The organism is Marisediminicola sp. LYQ85, assembly GCF_046600695.1.
Classification (GTDB): domain Bacteria; phylum Actinomycetota; class Actinomycetes; order Actinomycetales; family Microbacteriaceae; genus Marisediminicola.
In genome coordinates this window covers 296721-323096 of record NZ_JBKIWO010000002.1, presented here as the reverse complement: position 1 = coordinate 323096, position 26376 = coordinate 296721, and the positions used below count along the sequence as shown (strand labels likewise).

Below are 26376 nucleotides of genomic sequence, written 5' to 3'. Positions count from 1 at the left end.
GCCATCGGCCTGCGTCCGCTGAGTGGCCCAGACGGACGCGAACTCAGCCTAAATGCTTCGGAGCGCTCGACAAGGGGGTTTGGCCACTTCGCGTTTCGTCGCGGATCACTTCACTCGCGACGCGCGGATGCGGCCGAGCACCCCCGTGGCCTTCGACACGAGCCCCTGCCCGAGGCGGGTGCGCACGTCGGAGACGCTCGCTTGCCAGAGGGCGTCGCTGAAGGTCGGGTAGGCGTGCGTCGCGCCGGCGAGGGAACTCGTCGACAGCCCGTTCTTGACCGCCACGGACGCTTCACCGAGGGTCTCGCCGGCGCGAGGCCCCACGATCGTGGCCCCGAGGATGCGTCCTTTCGCGTCGACGACGATCGACGTGTAGCCGTCGGTCTCCGATTCGGCGATCGCGCGATCGAGGTCGGCGTGGTCGATCGTGATCGTGCGCGCGCCGTTCGCGTCGGCATCCGTGGGGCTCAGACCGACGGCCGCGACCTCGGGGTCGGTGAACGTCACTCGGGGTACGGCCGCAGTGTCGACCGAGCGTGTGAGCCCGAGGATCGCGTTGGTCGCGGCGAGGCTGCCGTTGACACCGGCGGTGTGGGTGAACTGCGGCAAGCCGGTCATATCGCCGGCCGCCCACACGCGCGGGTTGCTCGACCGCAAGTGCGCGTCGACGCGCACGTCGCCCTTCTCGTCGAGCCGCACGATCGCTCGAGCGCACTGCAGCGACCCGGTGTTCGGGGTGCGGCCGAGCGCGACGACGACGCGGTCGAACTCGACGACCGATCCGTCGTCGAGGGTCGCGGAGCCCCGAGTGCGATCGTGCGGCGACGCCGTGAACGACACGACCTCGGAAGACGTGCGGATGTCGACACCGTCGCGGGTCATTGCAGCGTGCACGATCTGCGACGCCCGACGCTCCTCTTTCGGGAGGATGCGCTCGCCGCGGTGCACGAGCGTCACGGTCGAACCGAGTCTCGTCATCGCGTGCCCGATCTCGCACCCGATCGCGCCGCCCCCGAGCACGAGGAGGCGCTCGGGCAGGTCGCGGATGTTCCACAGTGTCTCGCTCGTGAGCACGTCGACCCCGTCGATCCCGTCGATGTCGGGCACCACGGGGGAGCCGCCCGTCGAGATGAGGGCCTGGCGAAAACCGATCGTCGTGCCGTCGACGCTGATCGACCGCTCGCCCGTGAACGCCGCCTCGCCGATGAGCACGTCGACCCCCGACGCGGCGAGCGACTCCGTCGAATCGGCGGGAGCGACCTCGAGCATCGCGTCGGTCACGCGCTGCATGACAGCGGCGAAGTCCACCGTGACCCCCTGGGTCGTCACTCCGAGTCGAGCGGATGTGCGCGCCGAGTGCGCCGCGCGAGCCGCGACGATGAGCGATTTGGAGGGCACGCAACCGGTCCACAGGCAGTCGCCTCCGAGCCTGTGGCGCTCGATGAGCAGCACTCGGGCCCCGAACCCCGCCGCCGTGCGACTCGCGACGAGCCCTGCGGTTCCCCCTCCGATGACGACGAGGTCCCACGCGATCTCGGCCGCGGCCGCCAGGGTGAGGGTCGAGAGGGTGGTTCCGCCGAAGGAGTCGGGTGCGCTCGTGCTCGGGCTGTCGCTCGTGTCGTCGCTCATGGGAGCGAGCGTAGACCGTCATAGGCTGGCGCGGACGAGAGGCGGGGCATGGCCATCTTCCGGCGTTACGGGGTCGGCGCGAAGTTCTACGACGTGCTCTCGGGCGAGCGGTTCGTCTACCGCGCGGGGCGGGTCGCGGGCATCCGCGCTCTGGCTCCCGCGCGGGGAGACGTCGTGCTCGACCTCGGGTGCGGCACGGGCCTCAACTTTTCTCTGCTCGTCGACGCGGTCGGTCCCGAGGGAGCGGTGATCGGGCTCGACGCGAGCCCCGACATGCTCGCGATGGCGCGGGCGCGCATCGACCGCGCGGGCTGGCGCAACGTCGCGGTCGCGGTGGCCGACGCGACCGCGTTCGACCCCGATGTGGTGGCGCACGCACTCGAGGGCGCGCACCGGTCCCGGGTGCGACCAGACGACGATCCCGCCACGACGCCTCCCGATCGCCCGGTCGACGGCGTGATCTCCACCTACGCCATGAGCATCTTCGGCGACTGGCCGGCGGCATGGACACGGGTGCGCGCGGTACTCCGCCCCGGCGGGAGCGCTGCGATCGTCGACATGCAGGTGCCCGTCGGCCGCGCCGCCGTCTTCGGGCCGCTCGCGAGACTCGCCGCGGCGACGGGGGGTGCAGACCTCACGGCCCGACCGTGGGAGGCGGTCGAACGCGACGGCGTAAATGTGAGGTCGGTGTCGGTGCGGGGAGGCCACATCCAGGTGCGGGCCGCGGTCATCCCGTGAACCCTCACCCTCTCGTCTAAAGTGAAACCGTGACCGACGTACGCAGCGAGCTCATCGAGCACATTTCAGCCGGGGCAGTGTTCCACGGTGACTTCACCCTCACGAGCGGCAAGAAGGCCACCTACTACGTCGACCTGCGCAAGGTGAGCCTCGACCACCGTGTCGCCCCGCTCATCGGCGCGGTCATGCTCGACCTCATCGCCGAGGTTCCGGATGTCGACGCCGTCGGTGGTCTCACGATGGGTGCCGACCCGATCGCGGCCGCAGTGCTGCACCAGGGTGCTGCGCGAGGGCTCACCTACGACGCGTTCGTCGTGCGCAAGGAGCCGAAAGACCACGGGCGCGGGCGACAGGTCGAGGGTCCCGACCTCGCGGGCAAACGCGTCATCGTGCTCGAAGACACGTCGACGACGGGGGGCTCGCCCCTCGCGGCGATCGCCGCCGTGGAGAAGGTCGGCGCCACCGTCGCGGCCGTCGCGGTCGTCGTCGACCGCGCCACCGGTGCGCGCGAGATCATCGAGAACGCGGGATACCGCTACCTCGCCGCCATCGGCCTCGCCGATCTGGGGCTCGAGCCGTGAGCGACGACCGCCCGCGTTCAGCGTGGGGGCGGATCTTCCGTCGCGGCGATGCGCCCGACGCCCCTGATACCGCTGACGCCGTCGGTGCCCCGGATTCGACCGACGCGGATGTCGCAGCGACGCGGTCACTCGCCACCGCACCCACCTCCGACGACCCGGGCTCATCCGACGACTCCGTGACGTCGGACTGGTTGAGCGAGCAGTTCGACGAGTCCGACGGATCGACCAGCCAGAGCGGGTTCACGTGGGGCCTTCGGCCGCGCGTCGTCGCCGACCCCGAAGCAGCCGACCCCGAGGCAGCTGACGCCGAAGCTGCCGACCAGGAAGCAGCTGACGCGGAAGCAGCCGACCCCGAAGCTTCCGACCCGGAAGCTTCCGGAGTGACCGACGCGGACGGCGCGGACCGATCGGAAGGCTCCGGCGTCGACGATTCCGTCGACCTCGACCTCGACCTCGGCGTCGCCCCGGCGACCCGGGTTCTGCCCGCGAGTCCGTTCGCCCCGCCGCCCCCTCGCGGAGGCGAGGATGCCGGAGCGGCTGCGGTCGGCGCAGCAGGCTCGGCTTCGGCCCCCGCGTCTTCATCCACTTTTCTGGACTCTGCGTCACCGAGCACCGCCGAGATCGCCGCGGCGCTCGCCGCAGCCCGGGTCGCCCGCGCGGCCGCCGTTGCGGGCGCCGCTGCCGCCCGCAACGCGGCGCGGGCGTCCGACGCCGACGGCCTCGAACCCGAGGTGCTCGGCGCAGACTCGCTCAGCACGGACTCGCGCGAGGCAGACCTGCGTTCGGCCGACTCGGGCGACACCGCGGCGACGCCGGTCGGCACCGGTCTGCCGGCCCCCGTGTCGGCCGCCGCGCAGTCCCGACTGTTCTACCCGCCGCCCCCCGTGATCTCACCCGCACCCGCTCGCGCGCCGGCCGAGACGTCTGCCCCGACCAACGCGAGTGATCCGAGCACCCCGAGCACCCCGAGCACCCCGAGCGCTCAGGACTCGGGTGTCGCTGCTGCTGCTGAGGCGCCACCCGCTGCCGCACCCGCACCCGCACCGGCCCCCGCACCCGCACCCGCTCCGGTGACACCGGTGAGCATCGAAGAGGTGCTCGATGCACCGTCTCCCCGCCGTGCCGCTCGAGAGGCCGCGGCTCGCGAAGCGGCAGCGCGTGCGGCCGCCGAACGCGGCGAAACCGCGGTCGACTCGACGAGTTCGGCGTCGGCGGCCCCTGAGGCGAGCCCGAGCGGCAATTTCTCTGACGAGCGCGACAGCCCCGCCGCCGAGAGCGACCCCGTTCCTCTCGTCGAGCCCACGGCCGCGAGCCGCGGCTCGCGCGAACTGCCTCCCGAGCTCTTGCGCGATGTGACCGCCCGAACCGGTCCCGTCGCGACCGACGCTCCCCCCGCGCGAGACGTGGCGAGCACGCAGACCGTTGCGGGTGCGCCCGACCTCGCCACGCGCGAAGCGGCCGCCGCACCCGAGACCGCGGCGCTCGACATGTCGGACTGGGATTCGGTCGATTCCGGGTCGTCCGGCGCTGACTCGCCCGATGCTGATTCGGCCGATGCTGATTCGGCCGATGCCGATTCGCACGATCCCGACTCAGGCGTCGCGGACTCGTCCGACGCGATCACCTCAGACGATGCGGCAGCCCGCCGCTCCTGGCGAAACGGGTCGGACTCCGGCGCACCTGAGCGCGCGGCCCCCGGACCTCCCGCTCTCGCGTGGTTGCCCGAGCGTGCAGCGGCCTCACCCGACGCGGCGCGCGAGTCTGCTCCCGCGCTCGACATCGACGCCCTGTTCGCCCCGCGTGACGACGCCGACGACGAGGGGCTGTCCGATGCCCGCGCCCGTGACGCGCCACGCGACACCAAGCGCGCGTCGTCGTCGGGGCGTGACGCGATGTCGACCGTTCAGCGCGTCGTGCTCGGTGTGCTGCTCACCGCCGCGGTCGCCCTCGCGGTCGTGCTCGGCGTCATCCTCGCGAACCGCTAGCCCGACGCGCGACTCCGCTCGAGCCCCGGTGCCAGACGGGGGCGACGGCGTCGGTGTCAGACCAGTCCGCTGTCAGAGCAGGTCGGTCTGGTACGGCTCGGTGTCGACGAGGTCGATCACGCCGTCGAGCACCTCGGTCGGGCGGAACGGGTAGCGCTCGATCTCCGCGCGATCGCTGATGCCGGTGAGCACGAGGATCGTGTGGAGCCCGGCCTCGATTCCGGCGACGATGTCGGTGTCCATGCGGTCGCCGATCATCCCCGTGTTCTCGGAGTGCGCACCGATCTTGTTCATCGCCGAGCGGAACATCATGGGGTTCGGCTTGCCGACGACATACGGTTCCATGCCGGTGGCTTTCGTGATGAGTGCCGCGACGGCGCCCGTCGCCGGCATGGGGCCTTCGGCGCTCGGGCCGGTCGCATCCGGGTTGGTGAGGATGAAGCGCGCCCCGCCGAGGATGAGCCGGATCGCGCGCGTGATCGCCTCGAACGAGTAGTTGCGGGTCTCCCCGACGACGACGTAGTCGGGTGAGGTGTCGGTCATCACGAATCCGGCTTCGTGCAGGGCCGTCGTGAGTCCGGCCTCGCCGATCACGAAGGCAGAGCTGCCCGGTGCTTGCGACGCGAGGAAGTCGGCTGTCGCGAGGGCGGACGTCCACAAGAACTCTTCGGGCACGTCGAGCCCCGAGGCTTTCAACCGGGCGCTCAGGTCGCGCGGGGTGAAGATCGAGTTGTTGGTGAGAACGAGGAACGGGTTGCCTTTGTCGCGCCACTGCTGCAGCAGGTCGGCTGCGCCCGGCAGAGGGTGGTTCTCATGGACGAGCACGCCGTCCATGTCGGTGAGCCAGCATTCGATGTCTTCGCGTTTGCTCATGGGGCCCATGCTAGCGACCCGGCCTCCTGCCGCGCCCTGTCACGGCTCGCAGCGGCCCAGCCGGTACCCTCGACCAGTGACCGACCTCCCCCCTGACGCTCGAGCGAACCCCAGCGTCGAGCTCACGACCAACGGCCTCGGGCCGTGGGTGGGGCAGCGGCCCGACGATGCGCGCTACGACCCCGAGCTGCTCGAGCGCGGCGACTCCCGCAACGTCATCGACCGCTACCGCTATTGGCGCATGGACGCGATCGTCGCCGACCTCGACGAGTCGCGGCATCCGTTCCACGTGGCGATCGAGAACTGGCAGCACGACATGAACATCGGGTCGATCGTGCGCAGCGCGAACGCCTTCGGGGCCGACGCGGTGCACATCATCGGTCGCCGCCGCTGGAACAAGCGCGGGGCCATGGTCACCGACCGCTACCAGCACATCGTGCACCACGACACGGTGGACGAGTTCGTGGCCTGGGCGGGCGAGCGCGACATCCCGGTCATCGCGATCGACAACCTGCCCGGCTCCGTCATCATCGAGACCTTCGCGTTTCCGTCGGCGTGCATCCTCCTGTTCGGGCAGGAGGGGCCCGGACTCTCGGATGCCGCGGTGCGGGCGTCGTCCGCGGTCGTCGAGATCAGCCAGTTCGGGTCCACCCGCAGCCTCAACGCGTCGGCGGCTGCGGCGGTCGCGATGCACGCGTGGGTGCTGCAGCACGTGACTTTTCCCCGCTGACCCGCTCCCTCGCCTGACCGCGGAGTACCGTAGCGGAATGACCAACAACCTCCTCGGCCCCGCAGAGACGCTCCTTCCCGAAGACCCGGAGGTCGCGGCATCCGTCGCCAGCACGGGTCTCGACGCCGAGGACGTCGTGGTCGCACATCCCTCGTCGCCGCTCGCGTGGGCGCTGCTCGCGAACAACGCGTTCAACGCCGGAAAGACCATCGAGTCGTACGCCTTCGCGCGGGTCGGCTACCACCGCGGGCTCGACGCGCTGCGCAAAGCCGGGTGGAAGGGTCACGGTCCCGTGCCGTGGTCGCACGAACCCAATCGCGGGGTGCTGCGGGCGTTCTACGCGCTCCGCCGCGCCGCCGAGGCGATCGGTGAATCGAGCGAGGTCGAGCGACTCGGCGCCCTCATCACTGACTCCGACCCGACCGCCGCGGCGCAGATCGAGGCCGAACGGCGCTAGCTACCGCGCCCGTCACCGCGATCTACGCACCACCTCCCGGCCGACTACTGCACTTCACGATCCCCGTGGCCCCGAGCATCGACTGTCGTCGACGGCGTTGTTAGCGTCGACGGCACGTTCGCGTTTGGTGGGGTTGCTTCACTGGGTGGAGCGGTTCATCGTTTGAGCGCGGGGGCGGGGGTCCCCATCTATCGGGGGGATCCACCGTGACCACATCTCTGCACCCATCACAGACCGACACCGACACCGGCGCCGCCCTCTCTGCGACGCGCCCGTCGCCGCGAGCCCACCGCCGGGGACCGCGCGCGAGGGCCGTGCTCGCGGGCGGGCTCGTGCTCGGCGTCGGCGCTGCGATCACCCTCGCGGCGTGGAACGACTCGGAGTTCGCGACCGGCGTCTTCACCTCGGGGTCGTTCAACCTCGAGGGCAACGAGGTCACCGCCGCCGGTCCCTACAGCGACCACGCTGAACCCGGTGACGCCGCGGCCCTGACCTTCACGGCCCCGTTCGACAACCTGGCTCCCGACGACGTCGTCTATTCGGGCTACTGGCTGCGGCTCGCCGCGGGCACGACCGTCGACGCCACCCTCGCGGTCGAGTCCATCGCGACGACAGTGCCCACGGCGCCCGCCGTCGGCAACGAGGAGAACCTGAGCTACGACATCTACTCGATCCCGTCGGGATCGCCGTGTGGCGCGGCCGCCGTCGCGGGGGAGACCCCCATCGCGTCGGGTGCCGACCTCACGTCGAACGCGGCCGTCGCGAGCGACACCGTCGACCTGACCCAGGGTGCCACGGTCGACGACGCCGGGTCTGCCGTTCAGCTGTGCATCGTCGTGACCGCGAACGACGACCTCGAGCAGTCGGTGGAGACGACGTCGACGTGGCAGTTCACCGCCACCTCCGTCGACGGGTAGGCCACGATGGTCTCCCCACACCGGGAGCGGTCGACGACGAGGTCGTGGTGGTTGCGCGCGCGGGCGCTCGCGGTCGGCGGGCTCGTGTTGAGCGCAGGAACGGCGGCGACGCTCGCCGCGTGGAACGACAGCGAATACGCGAGTGCCACGATCACGGCGAGCGTGTTCCAGATCGAGGGCAGCACGACGTCGTCGACGACCGGATACAGCGACCACGAGGCATCCGCGTCGGCTGCGGCGCTCACCTTCAGCCCGCCGGTCGGTGCCATGACGCCGAGCGCGCAGACCCACGCCGGGTTCTGGGTGCGCACGAAGTCGGCGAGCACCGCCGGCACGATCGTCGTGCAACCCCCGGTGTCGACGGGCGCGCTCGCTCCCGCGCTCACCTACGGCATCCGCGTGGTGCCGGCGACGGGCGGATGCACGGCCGCGACCTTCGGCGCGAGCACGACCACGATCATCCCGCCGGGAACCGCGCTGACGGCGACGACGGCGGGAACCTCGATTCCCATCGCTGCGGCGGGGGCGACACCCGTGCAACTCTGCTTCCAAGTGACACTCCCGTCGACGACCGCCAACACGTTCCAGGGGACGTCGGCCACGCCCACGTGGCAGCTTCTCGGAACCTCCACCTAGCCGGCACCGCGTGGCGAGTCGACGAGGGGCACCGGTAGCCCACCGGGCGAGGAGGCAGCGGCGATCGGTCGCGAGCCTGCTCGCCGGTGGGCTGCTCAACGTGCTCGCCGCGGGGGGTGTGCTGTGCGTCGCGCTCGTCGTGCTCGGCGTCGTCTTCGACATCACGCTCATCATGTTCAAGACGGGGTCGATGTCTCCCACGATCCCGACGGGGTCACTCGCCGTCGTGCGCGAGGTGCCCGCGTCGAGCATCGCCTTGGGCGACGTCGTGACGGTCGACAGACCGGGCGAGCTGCCGGTCACGCACCGCGTGACGAGCGTGTCCGACGGCGCGGTCGAGCCGGGCGCGACGCGCGTGATCACGATGCGCGGTGACGCGAACGAGACCGACGACCCCGCCCCCTACTCCGTGAGCTCCGTGCGATCGGTGCTCTGGTCGGTGCCGCACCTCGCCTACACGGTGCAGTGGTTCTCGAACCCCGTGGTGCTCGGGAGCATCACCGCCGGAGCGGCCGCGTTCGTGACCTGGGCGTTCTGGCCCAGGCGCGCGGGTGCCCGAGATGTCGGGGTCGAGGCATCCGCACCCCGACGGCACCGCGACTCGCGAGCGCGACTGGGTGGGTCGACGGTCGTCGTGCTCGGGCTCGCGACGGGGCTCGCTCTCGCGACCCCGCAGACTAACGCCATGGCGACCGCGGCGAGTGTGCCGGCGGCAGGTGCGAGCGCCGCTCCGGGGTCGGTGAGTGTCGCGCGCATCTCCGGGGAGTTTCTGACCCTCACGACCGTGAGCGACCGGAGGGCGATGACGAACATGGATGTCGGTGCCTCGGTGGTGTGGACCGTCGGTGTCGAGGCGGCACCCCCGCATCCCGTGCCGGTCACGTTCGGGGTCGCGCTCGAGTCGTCGCAACCGGGAGTGTTCTCGCACCTCATCGAGGCGTGTTCGCGGCAGTGGGAAGACGACGCGTGCTCGGGAGAGAGAGTCGTTCTGCAACCGGAGGCACCCGTCGTGTCGAGCGAGGTCGAGGTGCTCGGCGTGATGTCGTCGAACGAGGAGCGGTGGTTGCGGGTCGTCGTCTCCCGCGACGCCACGGGACACGAGAACGGAGTGCGCGCCGACGTGGAGATCCACGCGTGGGCGGAGGGCGACAGGGTGGGGGTCGGAAGCGGTTCGGCTGGGCAGGACCCGGAGCAGGATGGCGCGGGCGGGAGTCCCGGCGGGGGCGGAGGAGGTTCAGATGACCTCGGGTCGGCGAGCGGCGGATCGCTCGCGTGGACCGGCGCCGACCCGCGGTTCGGCGCGCTTCTCGCTTTCGGGGCGATCACCGCGGGGCTCGGCGTCGCCGCCGTAGCCACCGTGCTGCGCAAACGGGCACCGCGGAGAGACCGATGAGCACCGAGCGCGCGAGCATGCCATCGTGGCGAGCCCGACTCGCGGCGCTGGGCGCGGCAGGCGTGCTCGTGGCGGGTGCCGCCATGGCGCCCCAGCCCGTCGAGGCGAACTTCACGAACTCCGAGTTCGCACGAGGAACGGTCACGGCTGCGACGGTCAACCCGCCGCTCGGGCTGGTGGGTGCGCCGACAGTGATCGGATGCAGCACCAATTTCTTCGGGAATATGACTCTCACGTGGAGGGCCCCGTCGGGAGGGATTACGCCGACCGCCTTTCGAGTGGAGCTCTTCGGGGCCGGGTCGACACCTGTCTACTCCACGACGGCCCCAGCGACGACACTCAGTCGAACGATCAACGCCGACCTGCTCGGGGGGCTGCTCGGGGAGGGGAATTACACGGCCCGCGTCACAACGATCGCGTCGGGGGACCAGTGGACATGGTCATCGACCTCGACGCTCGACCGAAACGTGCGAATCACGATTCTGGGCGGATGGTCGTGCAACACCTGAGTTGACGGACACCTTCGATAGACTCGCGTGTACCCCTTTCGCAACAGAAGGAGCGGCCATGCCCGCAGTAGTGATCATCGGCGCCCAGTGGGGTGACGAGGGCAAAGGCAAGGCGACCGACCTCCTCGGCAGCCGCATCGACTACGTCGTCAAGTTCAACGGTGGCAACAACGCCGGCCACACGGTCGTGATCGGCAACCAGAAGTACGCCCTCCACCTCTTGCCGTCCGGAATCCTCACCGACGGTGTCGTGCCCGTGATCTCGAACGGGGTCGTCGTCGACATCGAGGTGCTGTTCGACGAACTCGACGCCCTCATCGCGCGCGGGGTGGATGTCTCGAAGCTCCGCGTGAGCGCGAACGCCCACGTCATCACGCACTACCACCGCACCCTCGACAAGGTGACGGAACGTTTTCTCGGCAAGAAGCAGATCGGCACGACCGGGCGCGGCATCGGCCCGAGCTATGCCGACAAGATCAACCGCGTGGGCATCCGCATCCAGGATCTGTTCGACGAGGGCATCCTGCGGCAGAAGGTCGAGGCGGCTCTCGACCAGAAGAACCACTTGCTCGTCAAGGTGTACAACCGTCGCGCGATCCTCGCCGACGAGGTCGTCGAGACCCTGCTGTCGTATGCCGACCGGTTGCGCCCCATGGTCGCCGACACGTCGCTTCTGCTCAACGAGGCGCTCGACGAGGGCAAGACCGTGCTCTTCGAGGGTGGCCAAGCGACCATGCTCGATGTCGACCACGGCACCTATCCGTTCGTGACGTCGAGCAACTCGACGTCGGGCGGCGCGGCGACCGGTGGCGGTATCGGCCCGGGACGCATCGAACGGGTCATCGGCATCGTCAAGGCCTACACGACGCGAGTCGGCGCCGGCCCCTTTCCGACCGAGCTCTTCGACGAGTCCGGCGAGTTCTTGCGCGCCGCCGGTTTCGAGTTCGGCACGACCACCGGTCGTCCTCGCCGCACCGGTTGGTACGACGCACCCATCGCGCGCTACTCGGCGCGCATCAACGGGGTCACCGACTACGTCATGACCAAGCTCGACGTGCTCACGGGGCTCGAGACCATTCCGGTCTGCGTCGCCTACGAGGTCGACGGCGTGCGCGTCGACGAGGTGCCGGTTTCGCAGTCCGACTTCCACCACGCGAAGCCCATCTACGAGGAGTTCCCGGGCTGGAGCGACGACATCACGGGGGTGCGCGAGTTCGGCGACCTGCCTGAGAACGCGCAGAAATACGTTCTCGCGATCGAGGCGATGAGCGGATGCCGCATCTCGGCGATCGGCGTAGGCCCCGGCCGAGACGCCATCATCGCGCGCCACGACCTGCTCGACTGATGGGCGCCGTCGCACGTCGCCTCGCACTCACGTCACTGGTGGTCGGGAGCGTCGCCGTTCTTGCGGGATGTGGCGCCGGTTCGGAGACGACGGCCGACCCCGCACCATCCGCTGCGCCGTCTTCGCCGTCTGCGTCGCCGTCACCGTCGCCCGAGCCGTCAGAGCCCGCGGCGCCTGCCGTCGACCCGGCTACGGGGCCGGAGTTCACCGTCGAGCTCACGTCGGGGGAGATGACTATTCGCGCCCCCGAGGGGTACGCCGATGACGACGCCGTTCGCGACCCCGACGGCGGCTTCACCGCTCTTCCCGCCGACCTCCGGAACATCCTGCGGTTCGAGGTCGATCAGTACAGCCCGTTCGGCGACGCCGACCTCGACGTCTTCGCGACGGAAAGAGTGGAGAGCCCCGAGAGCGGGCAACCGATGGAGCGACTGCCCGATGTCGTGGCCGGAGGTCAGACCTTCTACCAGATCGCCGGAGCCGACCCGCTCTTCGACGGCTGGGTTCACGAGTTCGGCGTGCGCTACGACGAATTCGACATCTTCATCTTCATCCACAGCAATCCCGACACCCCTCAGGCTGAGCGCGACGCCACCAACGCATCGGTGCTCGCGTCGGTGACGCTCCCGTAGCGATCCGGTGCGGGCCCGGCCTCTCGGCCTGCGCCTTCGCCCTCGACTAGAACTCGTCGAGGTCGACGCCGTGATCGTAGGCGTCGTTGATCGCTTTGGCCTCGGTGGCCTTGGTGTTGCGGTTGATGCGGGAGCGGATGTCTTCAACCGCCGCCGCGATCGCCGCGCGGGTGTCGTCATCCGTGTCGATGTCGACGTCGACGGGCATGGCCACGACCTCGCTGCCGGCGTCGAGGGTCATGAGCGCTTCGGTGAGCTTCCCGTCGGGGGTGAACGATGGCACGCACACGGCCTCGGAGTGGTCTCGCCGGTCGATGGCGGTAACGAGGTCGAGCAGAGCGTCGGTGATCTCGTCCGTGGTCACAAACGACTTGGAGGCATAGGTCAATTCGCGCATCGTTCCATCTTGGCCCAGGGGGCGGTGGGCCGCGCACCCTTGCGCACACCGCTCGACACCGCTACGTGGCAGGCGGTCGACCCCACTGCTCGCCCGGTGTTAACCCGCTCGACACATTGCCTCACGTAGGTTGATTGAGGCTGCGATCGCGGCCGTCCCCTTCGAGCACACACATCCATGACGGATGTCAGGAGACCTTCCTTTTATGCACTCTTCAACGCGCAAATCGCGGAGGGCCGGTCTCGTCGGCGCTCTCGCCCTTGCCCTCGTCGCCAGCCCCCTCGTGGCGGTTTCGGCGTCGGCCAACACGGCCGGCACCGATGTCGTCATCAACGAGGCCTACCTCAACGGCGGCAGCGCCGGAGCGTCGTACCTCAACAAGTTCGTTGAGCTCTACAACCCCACCGACGCGGCCATCAGCCTCGACGGGATGTCGCTGCAGTACCGCTCGGCGACGGGAACAACAAACCCCAGCGGTGTTCTCGCTCTTTCGGGTTCCATCCCCGCGGGTGGTTACTACCTCATTCAGGGCACGGCGAACTCCACGAACGGCGCCCCGCTCCCGACCCCGGACATCACGACCACCGTCTCGTTCTCGGGGACCGCAGGAACCCTCTTCCTCGCGGACCAGGCCACGGCACTCACGGCTCCACCGACTGGGTCGATCGTCGGAAACTCGCTCGTCACCGATCTCCTCGGTTACGGGACATCGAACACATTCGAGACCTCGGTCGCCACTGCGGCATCCCTCACGACCTCGCTCAACCGCGCCGCCGGTCTCGATACCGACGTCAACAGCGCCGACTTCACGACCGCGCTGCCCACTCCGACCAACGCAGCCGGCGAAGCCGGTTCGGTCGAGCCCGAGCCCGAGCCCGAGCCTCCCGTCGCCACCGACCCGATCGCGATCGACGCGATCCAGGGCACCGGCACCGCGAGCGCTCTCGACGGCGAGGCCGTAACGACGCGTGGCGTCGTGACCGCGAGCTACCCCACGGGCGGCTTCGACGGCTACTACATCCAGACCCCGGGTTCGGGTGCGACCCTCGACGACGCGTCGGACGCGATCTTCGTCTACTCGCCCCAGACCGTCGCCCAGGCGACGATCGGGAGCTACGTCGAGGTCACGGGCATCGTCGACGAGTATTTCGGAATGACGCAGATCTCCGTCGTCACGGGGGGCCTGACTGTGCTCACCGAGACCGTCGACGCCCCGGTTCCGGCCGTCGTCGAGGTGACCCCGAACGCCGTGCAGCGCGAGTCGCTCGAGGGCATGCTCCTCGCACCGACGGGTGACTTCACGGTCACCGACAACTACGACACCAACTTCTACGGCTCGATCGTGCTGACCGCGGGCGACTCTCCCCTCGTGCAACCGACGGCTGTCGTGGATCCGGGCACCCCGGCGTACTTCGAGGCGCTCGCAGCGAACCAGGCGGCGATCATCACGCTCGACGACGGTTCGACGGTCAACTTCAACTCGCAGGCCAACAAGGGCATCCCGCTCCCGTACCTGTCGACGACCGAGCCCGTGCGCATCGGTGCGGCCGTGACCTTCGAGACCCCCGTGGTGCTCGACTACCGCTTCGATGCGTGGAGCTTCCAGCCCCTCACGCAGCTCACCGAGGCGAACGAGGATGTCGTGCAGCCCGCGACATTCGAGAACACGCGCACGCTCGCCCCGCAGGACGTCGGCGGAGACGCGACACTCGCGACGTTCAACGTCTTGAACTACTTCTCCACGACGGGCGACGAGCTCGACGGGTGCCAGTACTTCACCGACCGTGCCGGCGACCCCGTGACGGTGCGGACCGGGTGTGACGCCCGCGGCGCAGCCGAGCAGGAAGACCTCGACCGCCAGCAGGCCAAGATCGTGTCGGCGCTCAACAGCCTCGACGCCGACGTCGTCGGTCTCCAGGAGATCGAGAACTCGGCCGCTTTCGGAGTCGACCGTGACGAGGCCGTCGCCGAGCTGACGGACGCGCTCAACGCGGCGGCGGGAGCCGGCACGTGGGACTATGTGCCCTCGCCCGACGCGGTTCCGCTCGATGAGGATGTCATCCGCACGGCGTTCATCTTCAAGCCCGCCGTCATCGAGCCCGTCGGTGAGTCGGTCATCCTCGACGACCAGGTCGCCTTCGTGAACGCGCGCGAGCCTCTCGCGCAATCGTTCCGCCTCGTCGGCGACGATGAGAGCGAGTTTCTCGCGATCGTCAACCACTTCAAGTCGAAGTCGGCGGGAACGGGCGCCGATGCCGATCAGGGTGACGGCCAAAGCGGCTCGAACGCGTCGCGCGTGCTTCAGGCCGTGTCGCTCGTCGACTTCGCCGACGACCTCACCGCGGGTGACGACGACGCGCGGGTCTTCCTGGTCGGCGACTTCAACTCCTACCTCCAGGAGGACCCCATCGACGTGCTCGTCGACGCGGGTTTCGCGAGCCTCGGAGCGACGACCGGCAAGGAGACCTACTCGTTCGACGGTGCCATCGGTTCGCTCGACCACATCTTCGGCAACGCCGCGGCCGTGGCCGACGTGAACGACGTCGACATCTGGAACATCAACTCGGTCGAGGCGATCGCCCTCGAGTACAGCCGCTACAACTACAACGCGACGCTGTTCTACGAGGACGGTCCGTATCGCTCGTCCGACCACGACCCGATCGTCGTCGGTCTCTCGATCGCCGCCGCGGTTGTGCCGGTCGACCCGACGGACCCGACCGACCCGACGGAGCCCGTCGACCCGACGGATCCGGTCGACCCGACGGACCCGACGGTTCCGGTCGACCCGACCGACCCGACGGACCCGACCACTCCCGACGACTCGGGCGTGAGCCCCGACGGCGACACCGCCGGCTCGGGTTCGGGTTCGGGTTCAGGTTCGAGTGACGGCTCGCTCGCCTACACCGGTGCCGACGGCGTGGTCCCCGCGGTCATCGCGCTGCTGATGCTGCTCGCCGGCCTGTTCGCGGTCATGGCGTCACGTCGCACGCGGCAGACCGACTAGCACCACACCGCACCGCACCACCGAATGGCGTCCCGCACGGGGCGCCATTCGGCGTGGGGGGCTGCGAGAATCGTCACGTGAGCGCGCGCACCCCCTCCCTGCAGACCCTCGTCGGCGCCGTCATCCGTCTCGAACCGATGACGCGTGACCACCTGCCCGCCCTCTACGCCGCCATCGGGCACCCGATCGTCTTCGCCGCAGGATACGGCGGTGGGCCCGCGGGTTATCGCGACACCCTCGAAGGGTTCGTGGAGTGGGCGGAGACCTACTACTCGTGGGGTCGCAACAACGTCTACGTCGTCGTGGTCTCGTCTGGCCCGCACGCCGACGACGTGGTCGGCACGACGACGCTCGGCGATTTCGACGAGCGCAACGAGTCGGCACACATCGGTTGGACCGCCTATGACCCGCGGGTGTGGGGCACCGCCGTCAACGCCGAAGCCAAGAGGCTCCTCCTCGGTCTCGCGTTCGACCACGGCTTCGGTCGCGTCAAGATTCAGGCGGATGCTCTCAACGCTCGCTCTCGCGCCGCCATCTCGCGGCTCGGAGCCACGTTCGAGGGCATCGTGCGCCGCGACATGGTGCGCGCCGACGGCAGCTTCCGCGACAGCGCGATGTTCTCCGTGATCATCGACGACTGGCCGCACGTGAGGGCGCTTCTCGATGAGCGCTTGGCGGCACACGCGGGGAGACCCGTGTTGTTCCGCACGATGCCGACACACTGACTTTCGCTATTGATCCTTTGTGCGGCTGGCGTTCAGACTCCGGTGGTTGCCTGAGGCAATGGAAACTCTCTACACGGCCATTGCCCACGCAACCGGAGGCGGCCGCGACGGCCACGTCCGCTCCGAAGACGACCGTCTCGACTTCGACACCCGTCCCCCCAAAGAAATGGGTGGGTCCGGCGACGGCACCAACCCCGAGCAGTTGTTCGCCGCCGGATACGCCGCGTGTTTCCTCGGCGCGGTTCACGCGGTCGGTCGCGGCCTCAAGGTCGACACGTCCGAGGCCGCCGTGTCGTCGAGCGTCTCGATCGGCAAAGAGGGCGAGGGCATGAAGCTCGCCGTCGAGCTCGACGTGTACCTGCCGAGTGTTCCGGCCGACCGCCGCCAGGAGGTTCTCGACGGAGCGCACCAGATGTGCCCGTACTCGAACGCGACGCGCGGAAACATCGACGTCGCGCTCTCCATCGTCGAGTAGGTCCTCTCGACGAGAGCAGCTTTGTCGACAGGCTCAGTGACCCCACCCGGTCGCTGAGCCTGTCGGGCGTCTGGCCGACGCAATAGGTTGGGAGCATGAGCTCACCCCACCCTGTCGACGGAACCGAGAAGCTGCTGAGCTTGCGTCGCAGCATCGACAACATCGACGCCGCGCTCGTCCACCTCCTCGCCGAACGGTTCAAGTTCACCCAGGAGGTCGGCTGGCTCAAGGCGACGACCGGGCTCCCGGCGTCCGACCCCGACCGTGAGGCGGTTCAGATCGCCCGACTGCGTGCGCTCGCCGAAGAGTCGCACCTCGACCCGGCGTTCGCGGAGAAGTTTCTGAACTTCATCGTCGCGGAGGTCATCCACCACCACGAGCAGATCGCTTCGACGGGCACGATCGAGACCCACGAGTAGGCGACACCCCTCGACCGGGCGGGAAGCTTTTCGGGCCGCAGGCGTTTGAGTCGGTGCACCTACGAAAGGACACCCTCATGACCTACATCGTCACCGGAGCCACGGGCTCCCTCGGATCCCTCGTCGTCGACGCGCTTCTCGCTCGCGGCGCCGACCCCGCAGACATCCTCGCGACCGGACGCAACGCCGAGCGACTCGGTTCGCTCTCGGTGCCGACCGCGGTCGTCGACTACAGCGACCCCTCCACCCTCTCCGCCGCCGTGGAGGGCGGCGACACGCTGCTGCTCGTGTCGGGGAGCGAGGTCGGGCAGCGCGTCGACCAGCACAGCGGCATGATCGACGCGGCGAAAGACGCGGGAGTCGCCCGCGTGATCTACACCTCGGTGCTCGATGCGACGACATCCGATCTGCTTCTCGCCCCCGAGCACAAGGCGACCGAAGAGCACCTCATCGCGTCGGGGGTGCCGTTCACGATTCTTCGCAACGGCTGGTACACCGAGAACTACGCGGCCCAGGTCGCGTCAGCTCGCGAGAGCGGCACGATCGAGGCGAGTGTCGGTGACGGTCGGGTCGCGAGTGCCACGCGCCGGGACTTCGCCGAGGCCGCCGCCGTCGCCCTCCTCGACGACTCGCTCACGGGCCGCACGCTCGAGCTCAGCGGCGACTACGCGTGGAGCTACGACGAGCTCGCGGCCGCGGTGACCGACCTCGTCGGGCGCGACGTGACCTACGTGCGACTGACGCCGGACGAGCACCGCGCCTCCCTGCTCGCGGCGGGTCTCGACGAAGGCACGGCCGGGTTCGTCGTCGGGCTCGACCAGAACATCCGCGAGGGGTTGCTCGCCGTCACACCGGGCGATCTCTCACGCCTCATCGGCCGCCCGACGTCCCCGCTGCCCGAAGGGCTCTGAGCGGCGGTTCGCGGGGGCCGGGTGCCGGGGCGGCGCCGGGCCGCTCACGGCGTGGGCGGCACGATGTCGCCGGGCTGGCGCGCTTGACGATTCGACGTGCGCACGGCGCCAGCACTCGCGACGATGACGAGGCCGATGGCGATGTACTGCACGAGCGTGAGTTGCTGCCCGAGCACGAGCAGCCCCGCGAGGGCAGCGACGGCGGGCGCGAGGCTCATGAGGATCGCGAACGCCGACTCGGTGACCCTCCGCAGGGCGATGAGTTCGGCGGCGTAGGGGATCGCCGACGACAGCACGGCGATCGCGGCTCCGAGCAGCAGCACGGTCGGGGAGAAGAGCACCGACCCGGTCGCGGCGATGCCGAACGGCAGGGTCGCGAGGCTCCCGATCACCATCGCGATCGCGAGTCCGTCGAGTCGCTCGAAGCGGCTTCCGGTGCGCGCGGAGAGCAGGATGTATCCGGCCCATGCCGCGCCCGCCCCCGCCGCGAAGAGCACGCCGACGGGGTCCAACCCTGTGACACCTCCGGCCCCGAGCAGGGCGACCCCGACGAACGCGAGCACCGCCCACAACCAGCTCGCGAGCCTCCGCCCCATCACGACAGACAGGATGAGGGGCCCGACGACCTCGATCGTCACCGCGGCACCGAGAGGCAATCGCGCGAGCGCCTCGTAGAACATCACGTTCATGCCCGCGAGCACGAGGCCGAACCCCGCGACGACGCCCCAGTCGGCGCGCGAGCGGCCGCGCCAGCGCGGTCGGAAGATCGCGACGAGAAAGAGGGCCGAGAACACGAGGCGCAGGGTCACGGTGCCGAGAGCGCCCGCCGTCGGGAACAGCAGAACGGCGACGGAAGCACCCACCTCCTGGCACGCGAGGCCGAGCACGACGAGCCCGGACGCGGCGACCGACCCGCCGCCGCGGGAGGGGGGAGAGGCGGTCACGTGTCGACCGTACGACGCTCGCGCGCGCGAGCGAAATCGGTCAGGTCGTGTAGCTGTTCTCGTCGGTCACGCGCCACCAGTCGTCGCTCGGCGCGACCGGGGTGCGGCGCTTGTGCTCGGTCGCGAGATAGCGTGCCTCGATCGTCTCGGCGACCTCGACCGTGACATCCTGCCCCTCGAGAAAAGCGTCGATGTCGGCGTAGGTGAGTCCGAGGTTGGCCTCGTCGGTCTGGCCGGGGTTGTCGTCGAGGAGGTCGGCCGTGGGCGCCTTCAGATAGAGGCGCTCGGGGGCCTCGAGGTGCTCGAGCAGGGCCTTGCCCTGGCGCTTCGAGAGACCGGAGAGCGGAAGGATGTCGGCGCCACCGTCGCCGTACTTGGTGAAGAACCCGGTCACCGCTTCGGCGGCGTGGTCGGTGCCGACCACGAGGAGTGAGCGCTGGCCGGCGATCGCGTACTGCGCGACCATGCGCGAGCGCGCCTTCACGTTGCCCTTCGTGAAGTCGACCATCTCGTCGCCGAGGGCGTCGGCGTATTCGGCTTCGAAACCGTCGACGCCGCGCTGGATGTTGAACGTCACGGTGCGCGTGGGGCGGATGAACGAGAGGGCGAGCTGCGCGTCATCCTCATCTGCTTGCACCGAATACGGCAGACGCACGGCGAGGAACTCGGACTCGACGGCCCGCTCGGCGAGCCTCTCGACGGCGAGCTGGCACAGTCGGCCGGCGAGGGAGGAGTCCTGGCCGCCGCTGATGCCGAGAACGAACCCTTTCGCGCCGGTCTGCTCGGCGTAGGCGCACAAGAAGTCCACTCGCGCCTCGATCTCGGCGGCGGGGTCGATGGTCGCCGTCACGGCGAGGTCGGTGATGATCCGTTGCTGTGTTTCGCGCATGACCCCACGGTAGAGCGCGAGGGAGCCACCGCGCACCGCTTGAGATGGCATTCGGGGCTCATTGAGAACGAATTGCTAGCCTCGCGACATGAATTGGACACCGTCGAGACTCCCCGACCAGACCGGCCGCCGGTTCGTGATCACGGGAGGCACTGCGGGCCTCGGATACTTCGCGGGCGAACAGCTCGCGCGAGCGGGCGCCACCATCGTGATCGCCGCAAGAAACGAGGGCAGAGCGGATGTCGCGAAGGCGGCCATTCGCGCGCGCGTCGCCGACGCTCGGCTCGAGTACCTCCCCGTCGACCTGTCGTCGCTCGAGTCGGCCCGCGCGGCCGGCGACCGCATCGCCGAGTTCGACCGCGTCGACGGGCTCATTCTCAACGCCGGCACGACGACCGGTGCCCGGGACCGCCAGACGAGCGTCGACGGCCACGAGCTCACGATGGCCACCAACTACATCGGGCATTTCGCGCTCACCGCGCGGGCGTTCCCGGCACTCGAGCGCACGCCCAAAAGCCGCATCGTCGGGCTCGGGAGTCTCGCGACCCTCATCGTGCCCCTCGACCCCGCCGATCTGCAGAGCGAGCACCGCTTCGGTTTCTTCCGTGCCTACGGTTTCACGAAGCACGCTGTGCACGGCTTCATCCTCGAGCTCGACCGTCGGTTGCGCGCATCCGGAACTGATGTGAGCGCGGTGCTTTCCCACCCGGGTTACGCGATCGACAGCCTCACGGCCACCCGTGGCGGCATCGTCGAGGGGGGCGGCGCGGGCATGCTCCTCGCGTTCGGTGCTCAGGGCAAGAACCGGGGAGCCGCGCCCGTCGTGCGCGCGGCGACCGACCCCGCGGCGGTGAGCGGTGACTTCTTCGGGCCCGAATACCTGACCAAGGGGCTCCCTGTGGCCGTCACCCCGGTCGCGTCGAGTGCCTCCCCCGACTTCGGACGCGAACTGTGGCGGCTCTCGGAGCAGTGGACGGGCGAGCGCTTCCGGCCGTAGGGAGCGAGTGGGGTTCGCGGCAGGCATCCGTCGTGGGCGTGCTGGTGGGCTCGAGCTGACCGACGCATCCGCCCCAGTCAGGCGTGCTCGTGCTGTCGTCGGGTGAAGTGGAGGGCAGCTCCGACACCGACCATGGCCGAACCGAGGGGCACCGCGACATCCGTCACCAGCCCGCCCACGCTGAAGACCACGGCGAGAAGGGTCTGATCGAGCTGCGTGCCGCCGTAGAGGCTCACGGCTCCCGCCGCCGCGGTGAGAAGTTGCGCAACGATGAAACCGAGGGCGATCGTCAGGGCGCCGATGACGGCGACAGTTCGAGGTTGCATGATGCTTCTCCCTTGCTACACGAGGAACGGCGACGGCGATGCAGGAGTTTCTGTTTGCCGAGAAGAAAATTCTCCTGCAGAGCGCGCGCATCGCGGGATTTCTCCTGCAGCAGCGGGGCAGCGACGCGGGAGCTGCGCGAGGGCTGCGCGGCGGCTCAGTCGCCGACGCGAGGCCCGAAGTGCGCGGGAAGCGTCGAGCGGTGCGCCCGCTGCAGGTCGTCGAGCGACACCGTGAACTCGTCTTGCACCTCGAGCTCGCCCGAGTCGTCGGTCACCCCGATGCGCAGCACCGGGTAACCGCGACCCTCGCACAGGCCCTGGAAGCGCACGTCGTCCTCGCGCGGAACCGACACGATCACGCGACCGGTCGACTCGCTGAAGAGGGCGGTCGCCGCATCCACACCGTCACGCTGCATGATCTCGGTGAGCCACACGCGCGCCCCCATGCCGAAACGCAGCACCGCTTCGGCGAGGGCGACCGCGAGGCCGCCGTCGGCGAGGTCGTGCGCCGCGCCGATGAGGCTGCCGGAACCACCCGCCGAGATGAGTTCGGCAAGAGCCTTCTCGGCCTCGAAGTCGACGACCGGGGGCACACCGCCGAGGTGGTCGTGGATGACTCCCGCCCACGCCGAGCCGTCCAGCTCCTCAGCCGTGGTGCCGAGCAGGTAGATGTTGTCGCCCTCGTCTTGCCACCCCGAGGGGATGCGCGTCGCGACGTCGGAGATGACACCGAGAACGGCGACGACCGGGGTCGGGTGGATGGGGACATCCCCCGTCTGGTTGTAGAACGACACGTTGCCGCCCGTGACCGGGATCTCGAGTTCGAGGCAGCCGTCGGCGAGGCTCTCGACCGCGCGGGAGAACTGCCACATGACCTCGGGGTTCTCCGGGCTGCCGAAGTTGAGGCAGTCGGAGACGGCGACGGGGGTCGCTCCCGTGACGGCGACGTTGCGGAACGCCTCGGCGAGGGCGACGCGAGCGCCGGCGTAGGGGTCGAGCTGGCAGAAGCGGCCGTTGGCGTCGGTCGCGACCGAGAAGCCGAGCCCCGACTCCTCGTCGACGCGCACCATGCCGCCGTCATCCGGAAAGGAGAGGGCCGTGTTGCCCATGACGTAGCGGTCGTACTGGTCGGTGATCCAGCTCTTGTCGGCGATGTTCGGGCTGCCGAGGAGGGTCAAGAACTGCGCGCGCAGTTCGGCGCTGTCGGTCGGGCGCGCGAGGGTCGACGCGGAGTCGGCCTGCAGGGCGTCGATCCAGGTCGGGTAGGAGACGGGGCGCTCGTAGACGGGGCCGTCGACCGCGACCGTGCGCGGCTCGACGTCGACGATCGTCTCGCCCTGCCACTCGATGATGAGCCGCCCGGTGTCGGTGACCTCGCCGAGAACGCTCGTCTCGACATCCCACTTCTCGACGACCTTCAAGAACCCCTCGAGCTTGTCGGGCGTGACGATCGCCATCATGCGCTCCTGGCTCTCCGACATGAGGATCTCCTCGGCTGTGAGAGAGGGGTCGCGCAGCAGCACCCTGTCGAGCTCGATGTGCATTCCGCCGTCACCGTTGCTCGCCAACTCGCTCGTCGCGCACGAGATGCCGGCGGCGCCCAGATCCTGGATGCCTTCGACCAGATCCTGCGCGAACAGCTCGAGACAGCACTCGATGAGCACCTTCTCGGCGAACGGGTCGCCGACCTGCACCGCGGGCCTCTTCGTCGGGCCGCCCTCGGAGAACGAGTCGGACGCGAGGATGGATGCCCCGCCGATGCCGTCGCCGCCGGTGCGAGCACCGAACAGCACGACCTTGTTGCCGACGCCGCGCGCGTTGGCGAGGTGCAGGTCTTCGTGGCGGAGCACGCCGACCGCGAGAGCGTTGACGAGGGGGTTGGCCTGGTAGACGGCGTCGAAATAGGTCTCCCCGCCGATGTTGGGGAGGCCGAGGCAGTTGCCGTAGAAGCTGATGCCCGACACCACGCCGTCGACGACGCGCGCGGTGTCTTCGGCGTCGATCGCGCCGAAACGGAGGGCGTCCATGACGGCGACCGGGCGCGCGCCCATTGAGATGATGTCGCGCACGATGCCGCCGACACCCGTGGCCGCGCCCTGGAAAGGCTCGATGTAGGACGGGTGGTTGTGCGACTCGATTTTGAACGTCACAGCCCAGCCTTCGCCGACATCCACGACCCCGGCGTTCTCGCCCATGCCGACCATGAGGTTCTCGGTCATCTTGGGGCTGACCTTCTGGCCGAACTGGCGGAGGTAGATCTTGGAGCTCTTGTAGGAGCAGTGTTCGCTCCACATCACGGAGTACATCGCGAGCTCGCCGCTCGTGGGGCGGCGGCCGAGGATCTCGCGGATCTTCGCGTATTCGTCGGCCTTGAGGCCGAGCGCGCCGTAGGGCTGCTCTTTGTCGGGAGTCGCGGCGGCGTTGCTCACCGAATCCGGTGCGGGACGGGTGGGGGTGGTGGCGCTCACGTGTGCGGTGCTCCTCGCGTTCGACGACCGGCACGGTCGCCTCAGTCTATCGAGGGGTCGCGGCCCCGCCCCGCGCGGGCTCCGGTCGCGCAAGCGGCGGCCGCGCAAGCTGCGGCCGCGCAAGCTGCGGGCCCCGAAGGTACGCAGTTTCCGCGAGCGTACGTCGGATCCGGCATACGCTCGCGGAAACTGCGCACTGTGGGCGGGGGGTTTGGGGGGCGGCGGGGTCAGTCGCCGCCGGGTGGGCCCACGACGAGCAGGGTCGCGTAGACCGCCACGAGGGCGACCACGAAGAGCGCCCCGAAAAGCACCGGGTGACGGATGAGCCAGCGCACGAGACGGTCGAGAGGTCGCGAATCACGCGGGTCACCCTCGACGGCGGTGCGCCGCCATCCGCCGGTCAGTCGGTCGCGGCGCTCCAGCCAGCGGTCGAACGGGATCGTCGCATACGGCACCACCGCCGACGCGAAACCGCCGATCATGAGCCCGACGCTCCAGCGCTGATTGAGGCCCACGACCACGACCGTCATGCAGTACGCGAGAAAGACGAACCCGTGGGCGGCCCCACCGATCGTGACACCGACATCGGTCACATCGACGACGTATTTGAGGAACATGCCCGTGAGGAGCATCGTCCAGGTGACCGCTTCGGCGATCGAGAGCGTGCGGTAGAAGAGTCTCGGTGACAACGGGGCTCCGGAGGTGTGACGTCAGGGGACGGGATGTCGCGGGGCGCACGGTTCGCGCGCGCCGGTGTGCGGCTGCGAGCCTACCGTCGCGTGCCTGAGCGGAGGCGGGGTGCGACCCGCCCCGGCGGCGCCCAGCCCGCGACCGCGGCCCGCGCCCGCGGCCCCCGCCCTAGTGCCCCGCCCCGAGGTTGCCCGCGAGCCGCGCGTGGATATCGGTGCTCGCCTGGTTCATGCCGATGATGGTCGCCGTTTTGCCGTGCTTCTCGTACTTGGTCGTGATGGCGTCGAGCGACGCGACGGTCGAGGCGTCCCACACGTGCGACCCGCTCATGTCGATGACGACGTCGTGCGGGTCGTCGGCGTAGTCGAACTGGGTGGTGAGGTCGTTGCTCGAGGCGAAGAACAGTTCGCCCGAGACCGTGTAGTGCGCGACATCCGTGCCGTCGGGCGTCTCGTTGAGGGTGCGCTCGACGGTGGCGAAGTGCGCGACGCGTCGCGCGAAGAGGATCATCGCCACGACGACCCCGAGGATGACCCCGATCGCGAGGTTGTGGGTGATGACGACGGCCGCGACCGTGGCCACCATCACGATCGTCTCGCTCTTGGGCATGCGCTTGAGGGTGGAGATGCGGATGCTGTGCCAGTCGAAGGTCGCGACCGACACGATGATCATGACGGCGACGAGGGCCGCCATCGGGATGATCGCGACGACGTCGCCGAGCAGCACGATGAGGATGATGAGGAACACCCCGGCCATGAAGGTCGAGATGCGAGTGCGAGCACCGGACGCTTTCACGTTGATCATCGTCTGGCCGATCATGGCGCAGCCGCCCATGCCGCCGAAGAAACCGGAGAGCATGTTGGAGACGCCTTGCGCCCAGCTCTCGCGGGTCTTCTGCGAGCGCGTGTCGGTGATGTCGTCCACGAGTTTCGCGGTCATGAGCGACTCGAGCAGCCCGACGAGCGCCATGGCGAGGGCGTAGGGCGCGATGATCGCGAGGGTGTCGAGGTTCAGGGGAACGTCGGGGAAGAACAGCGACGGGAGTCCGTCGGGCAGTTCGCCCTGGTCGCCGACGGTCGGCACGGCGATCGCCGCGACGACGGTCGCGACGGTGATGACCACGATGGCGACGAGCGGCGCCGGAATGACGCGCGTGATGCGCGGCAGGAGGACCATGATGATGATCCCGCCGGCGACGAGCGGGTAGACGAGCCACGGCACCCCGATGAGGTAGGGGATCTGCGACGTGAAGATGAGGATCGCGAGGGCGTTGACGAAGCCCACCATCACGCTGCGCGGGATGAACCTCATGAGCTTCGCAACGCCGATGACGGCGAGGATCACCTGGAACACCCCGCCGAGGATGACCGTCGCGATGAGGTAGTCGACGCCGTGGTCACGGGCGACGGGCGCGATGACGAGGGCGATCGCTCCGGTCGCCGCGGTGATCATGGCGGGGCGCCCGCCGAGGATGGCGATCGAGATGGCCATGACGAACGACGAGAACAGCCCGAGCCGCGGGTCGACGCCCGCGATGATCGAGAAGGAGATCGCCTCGGGAATGAGGGCGAGCGCGACGACGAGGCCGGCGAGAACTTCGCGCGTGAGGATGCGCGGGGTGCGGAGCGCCGTCATGACGCCGTGGGGGTTGCGGGCTCCGGGGGCGGATGCGGCGGGCGCGCGTTCGGTGATGGGCATGGGTGCTC

Annotated in this window: 26 protein-coding genes; 17 read left to right on the top strand and 9 right to left on the bottom strand. The window is 69.3% G+C overall.

Annotated features, from left to right (window positions below; translation table 11 throughout):
* Nucleotides 1-105: 105 nt before the first annotated feature.
* Nucleotides 106-1629: a dihydrolipoyl dehydrogenase family protein gene (locus ACLHG5_RS09850; RefSeq protein WP_411316959.1), complete on the bottom strand. Its 1524-nt coding sequence runs from the start codon at nucleotides 1627-1629 to the stop codon at nucleotides 106-108.
* Between the two features lie 48 nt (nucleotides 1630-1677).
* On the opposite strand from ACLHG5_RS09850, the gene ACLHG5_RS09845 reads away from it, so the two are divergent.
* From ACLHG5_RS09845 to ACLHG5_RS09835, 3 genes are read left to right on the top strand one after another with little or no spacing between them, the layout of a single operon-like run.
* Nucleotides 1678-2367, top strand: coding sequence for a class I SAM-dependent methyltransferase (locus ACLHG5_RS09845; protein ID WP_411318638.1), 690 nt, complete (start codon nucleotides 1678-1680; stop codon nucleotides 2365-2367).
* 29 nt (nucleotides 2368-2396) lie between these two features.
* The gene (gene pyrE, locus ACLHG5_RS09840) at nucleotides 2397-2948 is read left to right on the top strand and encodes an orotate phosphoribosyltransferase (RefSeq protein ID WP_411316961.1); all 552 of its coding nucleotides are present in this window, start codon (nucleotides 2397-2399) and stop codon (nucleotides 2946-2948) included.
* Nucleotides 2945-4933 carry a hypothetical protein gene (locus ACLHG5_RS09835; protein WP_411318637.1) on the top strand — a complete coding sequence of 663 codons (1989 nt, stop codon included), beginning with the start codon at nucleotides 2945-2947 and terminating at the stop codon, nucleotides 4931-4933. The genes pyrE and ACLHG5_RS09835 overlap by 4 nt, the downstream gene beginning before the upstream one ends.
* Nucleotides 4934-5005: 72 nt before the next feature.
* Here the strand turns inward: ACLHG5_RS09835 and ACLHG5_RS09830 are convergent, their stop codons facing one another.
* Complete coding sequence (locus ACLHG5_RS09830; protein WP_411316963.1) at nucleotides 5006-5806, bottom strand: HAD-IIA family hydrolase; 801 nt, start codon at nucleotides 5804-5806, stop codon at nucleotides 5006-5008.
* A gap of 7 nt (nucleotides 5807-5813) precedes the next feature.
* Between ACLHG5_RS09830 and ACLHG5_RS09825 the strand changes: the two genes are divergently transcribed.
* From ACLHG5_RS09825 to ACLHG5_RS09790, 8 genes are all read left to right on the top strand, one after another.
* On the top strand, nucleotides 5814-6536 hold the full coding sequence (locus ACLHG5_RS09825) for a TrmH family RNA methyltransferase (protein WP_411316964.1): 723 nt from the start codon (nucleotides 5814-5816) through the stop codon (nucleotides 6534-6536).
* A gap of 37 nt (nucleotides 6537-6573) precedes the next feature.
* The gene (locus ACLHG5_RS09820) at nucleotides 6574-6993 is read left to right on the top strand and encodes a DUF3151 domain-containing protein (protein ID WP_411316965.1); all 420 of its coding nucleotides are present in this window, start codon (nucleotides 6574-6576) and stop codon (nucleotides 6991-6993) included.
* A gap of 206 nt (nucleotides 6994-7199) precedes the next feature.
* Nucleotides 7200-7910 (top strand): SipW-dependent-type signal peptide-containing protein, encoded by a 711-nt coding sequence (locus ACLHG5_RS09815; RefSeq protein ID WP_411318636.1) that lies wholly within the window; start codon nucleotides 7200-7202, stop codon nucleotides 7908-7910.
* A gap of 6 nt (nucleotides 7911-7916) precedes the next feature.
* Nucleotides 7917-8546: a SipW-dependent-type signal peptide-containing protein gene (locus ACLHG5_RS09810; RefSeq protein WP_411316967.1), complete on the top strand. Its 630-nt coding sequence runs from the start codon at nucleotides 7917-7919 to the stop codon at nucleotides 8544-8546.
* 10 nt (nucleotides 8547-8556) lie between these two features.
* Nucleotides 8557-9939 carry a signal peptidase I gene (locus ACLHG5_RS09805; RefSeq protein ID WP_411318635.1) on the top strand — a complete coding sequence of 461 codons (1383 nt, stop codon included), beginning with the start codon at nucleotides 8557-8559 and terminating at the stop codon, nucleotides 9937-9939.
* Nucleotides 9936-10448, top strand: coding sequence for a hypothetical protein (locus ACLHG5_RS09800; RefSeq protein WP_411318634.1), 513 nt, complete (start codon nucleotides 9936-9938; stop codon nucleotides 10446-10448). The genes ACLHG5_RS09805 and ACLHG5_RS09800 overlap by 4 nt, the downstream gene beginning before the upstream one ends.
* A 58-nt stretch (nucleotides 10449-10506) precedes the next feature.
* Nucleotides 10507-11793, top strand: coding sequence for an adenylosuccinate synthase (locus ACLHG5_RS09795; RefSeq protein ID WP_411316970.1), 1287 nt, complete (start codon nucleotides 10507-10509; stop codon nucleotides 11791-11793).
* The gene (locus ACLHG5_RS09790; RefSeq protein ID WP_411316971.1) at nucleotides 11793-12425 is read left to right on the top strand and encodes a hypothetical protein; all 633 of its coding nucleotides are present in this window, start codon (nucleotides 11793-11795) and stop codon (nucleotides 12423-12425) included. The genes ACLHG5_RS09795 and ACLHG5_RS09790 overlap by 1 nt, the downstream gene beginning before the upstream one ends.
* Before the next feature lie 46 nt (nucleotides 12426-12471).
* Here ACLHG5_RS09790 and ACLHG5_RS09785 read toward each other — a convergent pair whose 3' ends face one another.
* Entirely contained in the window at nucleotides 12472-12789 is a 318-nt protein-coding gene (locus ACLHG5_RS09785; RefSeq protein WP_411318633.1) for a hypothetical protein, read from the bottom strand.
* A 238-nt stretch (nucleotides 12790-13027) separates the two neighbouring features.
* Here ACLHG5_RS09785 and ACLHG5_RS09780 point away from each other — a divergent pair, with 238 nt between their 5' ends.
* From ACLHG5_RS09780 to ACLHG5_RS09760, 5 genes are all read left to right on the top strand, one after another.
* Nucleotides 13028-15826, top strand: a complete 2799-nt coding sequence (locus ACLHG5_RS09780; RefSeq protein ID WP_411318632.1) for an ExeM/NucH family extracellular endonuclease — start codon at nucleotides 13028-13030, stop codon at nucleotides 15824-15826.
* A gap of 77 nt (nucleotides 15827-15903) precedes the next feature.
* Nucleotides 15904-16551 (top strand): GNAT family N-acetyltransferase, encoded by a 648-nt coding sequence (locus tag ACLHG5_RS09775; RefSeq protein WP_411318631.1) that lies wholly within the window; start codon nucleotides 15904-15906, stop codon nucleotides 16549-16551.
* A 58-nt stretch (nucleotides 16552-16609) separates the two neighbouring features.
* Nucleotides 16610-17026: an organic hydroperoxide resistance protein gene (locus ACLHG5_RS09770; RefSeq protein WP_411316975.1), complete on the top strand. Its 417-nt coding sequence runs from the start codon at nucleotides 16610-16612 to the stop codon at nucleotides 17024-17026.
* A 95-nt stretch (nucleotides 17027-17121) separates the two neighbouring features.
* Nucleotides 17122-17445, top strand: a complete 324-nt coding sequence (locus ACLHG5_RS09765) for a chorismate mutase (protein ID WP_411316976.1) — start codon at nucleotides 17122-17124, stop codon at nucleotides 17443-17445.
* 77 nt (nucleotides 17446-17522) lie between these two features.
* Nucleotides 17523-18356 carry an SDR family oxidoreductase gene (locus ACLHG5_RS09760; RefSeq protein WP_411318630.1) on the top strand — a complete coding sequence of 278 codons (834 nt, stop codon included), beginning with the start codon at nucleotides 17523-17525 and terminating at the stop codon, nucleotides 18354-18356.
* Nucleotides 18357-18400: 44 nt separating this feature from the next.
* On the opposite strand, the gene ACLHG5_RS09755 is transcribed toward ACLHG5_RS09760, so the two are convergent.
* Together ACLHG5_RS09755 and nadE are read right to left on the bottom strand one after the other, a co-directional pair.
* Entirely contained in the window at nucleotides 18401-19300 is a 900-nt protein-coding gene (locus ACLHG5_RS09755) for an EamA family transporter (RefSeq protein WP_411316978.1), read from the bottom strand.
* Between the two features lie 40 nt (nucleotides 19301-19340).
* Nucleotides 19341-20189, bottom strand: coding sequence for an ammonia-dependent NAD(+) synthetase (gene nadE / locus ACLHG5_RS09750; RefSeq protein WP_411318629.1), 849 nt, complete (start codon nucleotides 20187-20189; stop codon nucleotides 19341-19343).
* An 88-nt stretch (nucleotides 20190-20277) separates the two neighbouring features.
* On the opposite strand from nadE, the gene ACLHG5_RS09745 reads away from it, so the two are divergent.
* On the top strand, nucleotides 20278-21186 hold the full coding sequence (locus ACLHG5_RS09745) for an SDR family NAD(P)-dependent oxidoreductase (protein ID WP_411318628.1): 909 nt from the start codon (nucleotides 20278-20280) through the stop codon (nucleotides 21184-21186).
* Nucleotides 21187-21263: 77 nt separating this feature from the next.
* Here ACLHG5_RS09745 and ACLHG5_RS09740 read toward each other — a convergent pair whose 3' ends face one another.
* The 4 genes from ACLHG5_RS09740 to ACLHG5_RS09725 form a co-directional block, all read right to left on the bottom strand.
* Nucleotides 21264-21512 (bottom strand): hypothetical protein, encoded by a 249-nt coding sequence (locus tag ACLHG5_RS09740; RefSeq protein ID WP_411318627.1) that lies wholly within the window; start codon nucleotides 21510-21512, stop codon nucleotides 21264-21266.
* A 155-nt stretch (nucleotides 21513-21667) separates the two neighbouring features.
* Nucleotides 21668-23980 (bottom strand): phosphoribosylformylglycinamidine synthase subunit PurL, encoded by a 2313-nt coding sequence (gene purL, locus ACLHG5_RS09735; RefSeq protein WP_411318626.1) that lies wholly within the window; start codon nucleotides 23978-23980, stop codon nucleotides 21668-21670.
* 227 nt (nucleotides 23981-24207) lie between these two features.
* Nucleotides 24208-24669, bottom strand: coding sequence for a DUF3817 domain-containing protein (locus ACLHG5_RS09730; protein ID WP_411316983.1), 462 nt, complete (start codon nucleotides 24667-24669; stop codon nucleotides 24208-24210).
* Between the two features lie 169 nt (nucleotides 24670-24838).
* Nucleotides 24839-26368 (bottom strand): SulP family inorganic anion transporter, encoded by a 1530-nt coding sequence (locus ACLHG5_RS09725; protein WP_411318625.1) that lies wholly within the window; start codon nucleotides 26366-26368, stop codon nucleotides 24839-24841.
* Between the last annotated feature and the right edge of the window lie 8 nt (nucleotides 26369-26376).

Excerpts from the sequence above, each read along its gene's own strand:
- ACLHG5_RS09850 (WP_411316959.1), bottom strand. The coding sequence starts at position 1,629 with ATGAGCGACGACACGAGCGACAGCCCGAGCACGAGCGCACCCGACTCC.
- ACLHG5_RS09845 (WP_411318638.1), top strand. The coding sequence starts at position 1,678 with ATGGCCATCTTCCGGCGTTACGGGGTCGGCGCGAAGTTCTACGACGTG.
- ACLHG5_RS09830 (WP_411316963.1), bottom strand. The coding sequence starts at position 5,806 with ATGAGCAAACGCGAAGACATCGAATGCTGGCTCACCGACATGGACGGC.
- ACLHG5_RS09825 (WP_411316964.1), top strand. The coding sequence starts at position 5,814 with ATGCTAGCGACCCGGCCTCCTGCCGCGCCCTGTCACGGCTCGCAGCGG.
- ACLHG5_RS09820 (WP_411316965.1), top strand. The coding sequence starts at position 6,574 with ATGACCAACAACCTCCTCGGCCCCGCAGAGACGCTCCTTCCCGAAGAC.
- ACLHG5_RS09810 (WP_411316967.1), top strand. The coding sequence starts at position 7,917 with ATGGTCTCCCCACACCGGGAGCGGTCGACGACGAGGTCGTGGTGGTTG.
- ACLHG5_RS09800 (WP_411318634.1), top strand. The coding sequence starts at position 9,936 with ATGAGCACCGAGCGCGCGAGCATGCCATCGTGGCGAGCCCGACTCGCG.
- ACLHG5_RS09795 (WP_411316970.1), top strand. The coding sequence starts at position 10,507 with ATGCCCGCAGTAGTGATCATCGGCGCCCAGTGGGGTGACGAGGGCAAA.
- ACLHG5_RS09790 (WP_411316971.1), top strand. The coding sequence starts at position 11,793 with ATGGGCGCCGTCGCACGTCGCCTCGCACTCACGTCACTGGTGGTCGGG.
- ACLHG5_RS09780 (WP_411318632.1), top strand. The coding sequence starts at position 13,028 with ATGCACTCTTCAACGCGCAAATCGCGGAGGGCCGGTCTCGTCGGCGCT.
- ACLHG5_RS09770 (WP_411316975.1), top strand. The coding sequence starts at position 16,610 with ATGGAAACTCTCTACACGGCCATTGCCCACGCAACCGGAGGCGGCCGC.
- ACLHG5_RS09765 (WP_411316976.1), top strand. The coding sequence starts at position 17,122 with ATGAGCTCACCCCACCCTGTCGACGGAACCGAGAAGCTGCTGAGCTTG.
- ACLHG5_RS09760 (WP_411318630.1), top strand. The coding sequence starts at position 17,523 with ATGACCTACATCGTCACCGGAGCCACGGGCTCCCTCGGATCCCTCGTC.
- nadE (WP_411318629.1), bottom strand. The coding sequence starts at position 20,189 with ATGCGCGAAACACAGCAACGGATCATCACCGACCTCGCCGTGACGGCG.
- ACLHG5_RS09745 (WP_411318628.1), top strand. The coding sequence starts at position 20,278 with ATGAATTGGACACCGTCGAGACTCCCCGACCAGACCGGCCGCCGGTTC.
- ACLHG5_RS09740 (WP_411318627.1), bottom strand. The coding sequence starts at position 21,512 with ATGCAACCTCGAACTGTCGCCGTCATCGGCGCCCTGACGATCGCCCTC.
- ACLHG5_RS09725 (WP_411318625.1), bottom strand. The coding sequence starts at position 26,368 with ATGCCCATCACCGAACGCGCGCCCGCCGCATCCGCCCCCGGAGCCCGC.